4 protein-coding genes are annotated in these 6,167 nt (G+C 36.3%); all 4 read right to left on the bottom strand.

Going from position 1 to position 6,167, the window contains the following annotated elements:
* Positions 1-104: 104 nt before the first annotated feature.
* The 4 genes from AFK68_RS14965 to AFK68_RS14950 all read right to left on the bottom strand — a co-directional run bounded on the left by AFK68_RS14965 (position 105) and on the right by AFK68_RS14950 (position 6,024).
* Positions 105-1,568 (bottom strand): MBOAT family protein, encoded by a 1,464-nt coding sequence (locus AFK68_RS14965; protein WP_094673491.1) that lies wholly within the window; start codon positions 1,566-1,568, stop codon positions 105-107.
* A 452-nt stretch (positions 1,569-2,020) separates the two neighbouring features.
* Positions 2,021-2,401: an acyl carrier protein gene (locus AFK68_RS14960; protein ID WP_094673490.1), complete on the bottom strand. Its 381-nt coding sequence runs from the start codon at positions 2,399-2,401 to the stop codon at positions 2,021-2,023.
* Entirely contained in the window at positions 2,370-4,175 is a 1,806-nt protein-coding gene (locus AFK68_RS14955; RefSeq protein WP_094673489.1) for an acyl-CoA dehydrogenase, read from the bottom strand. Before AFK68_RS14955 ends, AFK68_RS14960 begins: the two co-directional genes overlap by 32 nt.
* A 46-nt stretch (positions 4,176-4,221) precedes the next feature.
* Positions 4,222-6,024: a fatty acyl-AMP ligase gene (locus tag AFK68_RS14950; protein WP_246844209.1), complete on the bottom strand. Its 1,803-nt coding sequence runs from the start codon at positions 6,022-6,024 to the stop codon at positions 4,222-4,224.
* Between the last annotated feature and the right edge of the window lie 143 nt (positions 6,025-6,167).

Raw genomic sequence — 6,167 nt, 5'->3', positions numbered from 1 at the left:
CCTTAATAGGTATTTATTTAGATAATCTTCTCAGAAAAAATATTCTTAAATTTAAAACTCCAAACTCAGAGATTTTTCCAATTCTATTACTAACTGTAATCCAACTAAAACTCGAAGTAAATAAATGCAGAAGGAACAGTCGCTCCTAATAAAATAGTTAAACCTAACAAAGTTCTGGATACCCAAGGAGACAATAATATTTCATACTCCTCTCGTTTTTGCCAGATTGCCAAATGTTCTAAAAATAATGCCCCCATTGCTAGAAACATAGTAAAAGCTAAAGCATAAGCCTCATTTATACTATAAGAACTAAAGGCATCAATAACTCCAGAGAATGAATATGCCCATGGCGTAACTAAAGTTTGTAATTTAACACCCAACCTACTAATATTGGTTTCCATGAAAAATAAACAACCTAGAGTTACCGATATTAATGTCAAGGCCCAGGATATAAACTCAGTTTTGGCAGTCCATCTCCCCACAAATCTCTGAAACGATCTACCTGCATATCTGAGTACCAATAATAGAGCGCCGTGGTAAGCTCCCCATAAAATAAAATTCCAGGCTGCACCATGCCAAAAACCTGAAAGAGTAAAAGTTATAAATAAATAGAATGCTGCCCACTGTTTATTCGCACCCATCAAGGGAATAAAAACATAGTCCCTAAACCAGTTACTCAAAGTAATGTGCCAACGTCGCCAAAATTCTTGAATACTTACAGAGGTATATGGCGCAAGAAAGTTAAGTTCTAATTTTACTCCAACAACTTTAGCTATACCAACAGCCATAAAGCTGTATCCACCAAAGTCAAAATATATTCTTAAAGTAAACAAGAAAGCATGAAACCAAACCAACCAAGCATTTGCCGTTTCTTGCAGGTCGATATATGGAGTAATGTTATCTGCTAGAACAAATTTCATAAATAAACCTAGAGACAACCAGCGTAAACCTATATCAAAATTTTCCGCTGTAAATTTGAACCGGAAAGATTCTATTTGAGGTAATAATTGTTTGCGTCTTTCAATTGGACCTGCTACAATCTGAGGGAAAAATGCAATAAAGTTAACGTAATCTACAAAATTAATCTGCTTTTTCTTTTTACTTTTTGCTGTAAAAGAATCTACAACAAATGCCACCATCTGGAAAGTATAAAAAGAAATACCTGGTGGAATAGTCTTATATACAGGTAAAGGAAAACTTTGTTGCCAATTATTCGGAATTGCTATTACTAAACCAACTACATCTTCTACAAAAAATGTGAGATATTTAAAGTATGCTAATACAGCTACATCAAAAACTATTAAAAAAGTAGCGATCGCCCTTGACTCCCAACCACGTCTTTGGAACATTAGTTGTACCATTATGTAGTTGAAAATCACTTCAAATATAAATACAGCAAAACTTTTTACATTAGCATTTAAAAATAATGTTAGAGACAATACCATCAAACCGATGGTATCAAAATAATCTCGCCATAGGTTTAAATTTTTTCCTATAGCACGAATACTAAAGAAAGGCACACTAAAAATCAGTAGTACCCACCAGAAGGAAAAATCAGAAAAATTCAATTAACTATTTCCTCCTCTCTCTAGATAGCAACTTATCCCAATTACTTAGGGTCTGAGCCATTTGTTTATCTGTTAAATTAATTTCAAGTTACCAGGACAAATTTTTTCTAGTAACTACAGTTTGTTTCTCATTTTATCAAGAAAAAGTCTTAATCTATACTCAATTTTACAGGTATGATTAAGACTTTTTCTCTTAAATATCTTCAGAAATTACGGCGTCCTAGAAGTTATACTAACTTTTCAGGGAAATTCTTTTATTTCTTGGAGATGTCTATGTGCTACTAAGTGTTTTTACCAATGGATAATTGATAATTAATCCCGAAAGGTTTAAAGCCTCTCATAATAATTAATCATTGATAATTACAGATATTTTTCATTATCCACTATTCATTATCAATTTTTAAAGAGGTAATTATCAATTATCCATTATCCATTAATAAAGAACCACTTACTTATTTCCAAAAACCGCCCCAACCTTTACCAGATTTTGCAGCAGGTTCTTCTTCTTTTTCTGTTACTTCTTCAGAAAATTCCAGATTTTCTAATGCTTCTGAAATATCAAATTCAGACACTAGATATTGAGCTGATTTCTCAATTGTCGGATAATCCCAGAACAAAGTAGAAGGTAATTCTAAATCTAATTCATCTTCTAATTCACCCACTAGAGTTACTGCATCAATAGAATCTAAACCATGACGAGTTAGAGGATCTGCAAACTCAATAGTGTTTTTATCAATAGTAAGTTGTTCTGCTAGTCTCTCCCTAATCCAGTTTTGCAGAATTTCTACTGGGGAATTTTCATTAAGCGTGCTGGAGTTCTGAAGTTGTTGCATTTGTTATATTCTCCTGTTTTTGAGTTTTTGCTAATTGAAAAGGAACAATAGAAAAAGCTTTATTTTCTTTATAAAGTTTGAGCATTTCTTGAGTGACTTTTTCCTGGTAGGATTGGTCTACTTTTTGTGAATGCCCAAAAGGTTGTAGTAGACGATTTAGACTTAAAACTAACCATTCACCACTAGCAAAGAAGTCTCCTAGTAATTCTCGGTTATAAATCCACATTTGTACACACGCAGTAGCAGCGTGTAAAGCACAATATTTTTTAGTTATATCAAATAGTTCTGGTGACTGGTCGTGACCGAACTCAAATGCTGAATTAGCAATTTGTTGATCATGAGCATTTACTTCTTCAAGGATACATTCAGTTAGGGTCGTAATTTGCTCTAGAACTAATGGTTCTATATTAGCATTTTTTAAACCTTTTAACTGTTCTAATGCAATTTCTAATCCTTGTAAAGTATCATCAGCGCCCCGCCCTGAAATTTCTAATTTTTCTGGTTCCAAAGTAGGCAATTGTTTCTCTAAGGAATAAATTATTTCCAGACGAGATTTAATTTTTTCCATCTTAGCAGAATTCCGTCGAGAACGATGTTTTGTTAACTGACGGAACTGCAACATTAGAGCGTGCAAATTAACAGTTGTACTACCATCAAACACACTAATAATTGAATTATCTCTCAGCACTTTTTGGAACATTCCAAAATCATGTTCTTCTCGCATATAAAAACGAGAACCTAACACTGATGAAATATTATTAATCATTGTTTCTAACTGAACAGTGACAAAATATTTCACCACTGCTGCCCAAACACTAAATTGTTCGGGAATAACATGAAATCCTCTTGCTGCCCCAATAGTTTCACAATCACAAATCAATAGGTCTAAAAATGCGTCTAGAAGAATTTTTCTAGGTTGAGGAATGTCAAATACTGTCTTATTATAAATGACCCGATTAATTGCAAACTTTAACGTAGTTCTTAAAGCCGTATCAGCAGCACCATGAGAAAAAGCTGCACATAAAGTTCGAGTAATTTGAAATCCTTTCAGAGCTACTTCTAGACCAGCTCCTTCCCCTTTGATCAACATATCTTCAGGAACAAAGCAATCTTTAAAACCTATCCCACTCATATCAGAAGCTCGAATTCCGTGGGTAAGAATTTTCGGTAAATTGTAGTAATTTGCTGGATCGAGTCGGCTTTTTTCTACCATAAATAAAGATAGACTTCTAGCCCCGCCATCTTCTTTATCTGTCTTTGCTAATATATAAGATACTCCTGAAATAGTTGCCCGATTTATAGGCCACTTTTCTCCATTTAGTAGATAACCTCCTGGAACTTTTGTGGCCGTTAAATCTCCACCAACTAGGTCAGCACCATGTTCCTTTTCTGAGTAACCGAGACACATTGCTCCATGTTCATCTTTAATATAAGTTGCTAACCTTTGTTTTTGCTCATCTGTACCAGCCATCCAGGTAATAAAAGACCAAAACAAAGTAGTAAAAGCAATTCCTATTGTTTGGTCGCGCCGACACAAAACTCGAACAAAAGCTACAAACTCTTCAAAAGAAGTAAACTCTCCACCACAATTCACAGGCACATAGTAATGTTGTAGTTTCCAGTTATAGAGCCATGCAATTTCCTCATGGGGAAATTCTTCACTCTCATCAATCTCAATTACTCTTTTAAAAGACATTTTACTGTCTGGATTTTCTGGATCGCCAAGAGCACGTTCTAGTTCTTCAGCTACCCAATATTGCTTTAGTTTATCCATGCTAAATTTCCTGATTTTTTTGTAGGGGCGAATGGCATTCGTCCCACTAGCTATTTTTCACTTGAGATGCCAATGACTCAACTTCTTCTTGTAACTGGCGATACTTAGAGGTTAGTTGAGGATTTTCACTCCAGTCAGCTATTACATCTAGTGTTCCTGCCAAAAAGTTTGAGCGACAGGCACGACGTTGAATCTTGCCACTGGCGGTCTTGAGAATATTTCCTGGTTTACCTAAAACTACAGCATAAACTTGTAGCTCATGGTCCTCAGAGACAACCTGGCGGATGTCATTAATTACTTTCTCAGTATCCAAATCTTGGGTGCGACGCTCCACCTCTTGAACAATTACTAGATGTTCATCACCCTTAACTTCAATTGAAAATGCTGCGCCATAGTCTGGACGGAGAGCGGGATGAACTTGTTGTACTGTCCACTCTATATCTTGGGGGTAGTGATTTGTACCTCGGATAATGATCAAATCCTTGATCCGCCCAGTAATATATAGTTCCCCATCTTTCAGAAAACCTAGGTCTCCAGTCCGCAAAAATGGACCTTCTCCACTGTCTTTTATATAAGCTTGGAATGTTTCTTTAGTTGCTTCCGGACGTTCCCAGTATCCTTGAGCCACACTAGGGTCTAATACCCAAATTTCTCCTACTTCATCAGTTGCACATTTTGTGAAAGTTTCTGGATTAACAATAGCGACCTGAGTTTCACAAACTAAGCGACCACAAGATGGATAAGCTCTTACCCCTGTTTCATTGTGAGAAACTTCTACAATTTTCTTTTCTTCTACTAAAGCAGTTGCATCTATAGTACAAAGTACAGGATCTGTAAGTTTTGGTTTAGCTGATACCAGGAGGGTATCTTCTGCTAATCCATAACATGGAGCAAAAGCATTCCAACGAAAACCAGTACCTGAGAAAGTTTCGTAGAAACTCTCCATAACTTTAGGATTAATAGGTTCTGCTGCATTACCTGCTGCTTCCCAATTACTCAGGTCTAATGTAGATAGTTGTTTTGGTTTAACTCGCCGAACACAAAGGTCATAGGCAAAGTTAGGTCCCTGACTGTGAGTAGCTTTGTAATTTGAAAGAGCTTGCAGCCAACGGAGCGGTTGCTTGACAAATGAGAATGGGGACATAATGTAACATGGAGTCCCATTGAATAAAGGCTCCATCATTCCTTCCACTAATCCATAATCGTGAAAGAAAGGCATCCAGGTTACTGTTATACTTTCGGGCGTGTACCCACAAGCTCTCTGTAGATACCCCAAGTGATGAAGCAAGTTTTTATGGGTAAGCATTACCCCTTTTGGAGTCGATGTTGAACCGGAAGTATACTGTAAATATGCTAGAGTATCGCTAGTAATTTCAGGGTCTACCCATTCTTTAGCTAACTCTAGGTCAACAGATTCAGTATCTATCCAGCGCATTGTCTCGAATTCGGGAAACTCATCTGCTACTTCTTCTACAAGAGAAATTATGGTACCAGTTGTTAGAACTATGGAAGCTTGAGCATCTTGAACTATAGCTCTTAGTCTAGGTAAGGTACGTTTAAGACGACCTGCTTCTGGAGGTGGCACAGGAATAGCTATGACTCCAGAATATAGACAACCACAAAAAGCTGCTATTGCTTCTAATCCTTGTGGATAGAGTAGTAAGCTTCTTTCTCCTTTGACTTGATGTTTTTGTAGCAATGCTGCAATAGCTCGTACTCGACGCTCTAGTGAAGCATAGGTCAAGCTTTCTCCTTCTTTTTTTCCGTCAACCAAGAAAGTGTATGCTAGTTTTTCTGGTTGTTCTGCTGATAAAGTTTTAAGTAGGTCTATTAGGGTAGAATATTTCACTGTCTCACTCATTTAATGGGAGAGGCATTGGCTCACTTTTATTAAGATATAGTTTGTTGTCTAGATTGGACTAGAAACTTTATTTAATTATTTGTCCTGGGTAATACACCTGATAAAATGTAATTTTAGTAACATTTACTTAT

The organism is Hydrocoleum sp. CS-953 (genome assembly GCF_002260545.1).
Lineage (GTDB): Bacteria > Cyanobacteriota > Cyanobacteriia > Cyanobacteriales > Microcoleaceae > Trichodesmium.
Note: the sequence above shows the minus strand (reverse complement) of the source record. Positions and strands in the feature narration are given on the sequence as shown.

What these genes read in the sequence shown, in the direction of transcription:
- AFK68_RS14960 (WP_094673490.1), bottom strand. Translation starts at nt 2,401, where the DNA reads ATGCAACAACTTCAGAACTCCAGCACGCTTAATGAAAATTCCCCAGTA.
- AFK68_RS14955 (WP_094673489.1), bottom strand. Translation starts at nt 4,175, where the DNA reads ATGGATAAACTAAAGCAATATTGGGTAGCTGAAGAACTAGAACGTGCT.